Origin of the sequence: Rhizobium sullae (assembly GCF_900169785.1) — a bacterium.
In the GTDB taxonomy this organism is placed as follows: Bacteria; Pseudomonadota; Alphaproteobacteria; order Rhizobiales; family Rhizobiaceae; genus Rhizobium; species Rhizobium sullae.
In genome coordinates this window covers 1-511 of sequence record NZ_FWER01000241.1, presented here as the reverse complement: position 1 = coordinate 511, position 511 = coordinate 1, and the positions used below count along the sequence as shown (strand labels likewise).

General features: G+C 62.5%; 1 pseudogene. It reads right to left on the bottom strand.

What is annotated here, in order from left to right:
- Positions 1–45: 45 nt before the first annotated feature.
- Positions 46–511, bottom strand: a pseudogene (locus tag BN1800_RS39970) (hypothetical protein); the annotation flags it as partial.

Below are 511 nucleotides of genomic sequence, written 5' to 3'. Positions count from 1 at the left end.
TCGCACCGAACAGTTGTCGTCTGTTGAACATGGTGAGTTCCTTTCTCAATGGCCGCCGCCGCCGCTGCTTTCGGAAGCAGCGGCGACCTCGGTCTCTGCCGATGCGTTCGTCGCGCCGCCGCCGTAGATCGCCGGCGCGAGGTTGGCTTCGGCGAGCCAGAAGTCGCGCTTCGCATTGACGGAAAGCAGGGTGGCGTTGATTTTGTCGCGGGTGTCGGTCAGCAGCTCGAAGGTGTTGGTGATCATGCCGTTGTAGGTCAGCAGGGATTCNCGTTGATTTTGTCGCGGGTGTCGGTCAGCAGCTCGAAGGTGTTGGTGATCATGCCGTTGTAGGTCAGCAGGGATTCCTCTTCGACCTTGGTGCGCAGCGGCACGACGGCGTTGCGGTAGTGCCGCGCGATGTCGTAGTTCGCGCGGTAGGCCTCATAGGCGGACCGTGCTTGCGAGCGGACATTGACGGCCTTCTCGGCGAGCTGGTTTGCCGCCCGCATGTAGGCCACCTCGGCCTTGC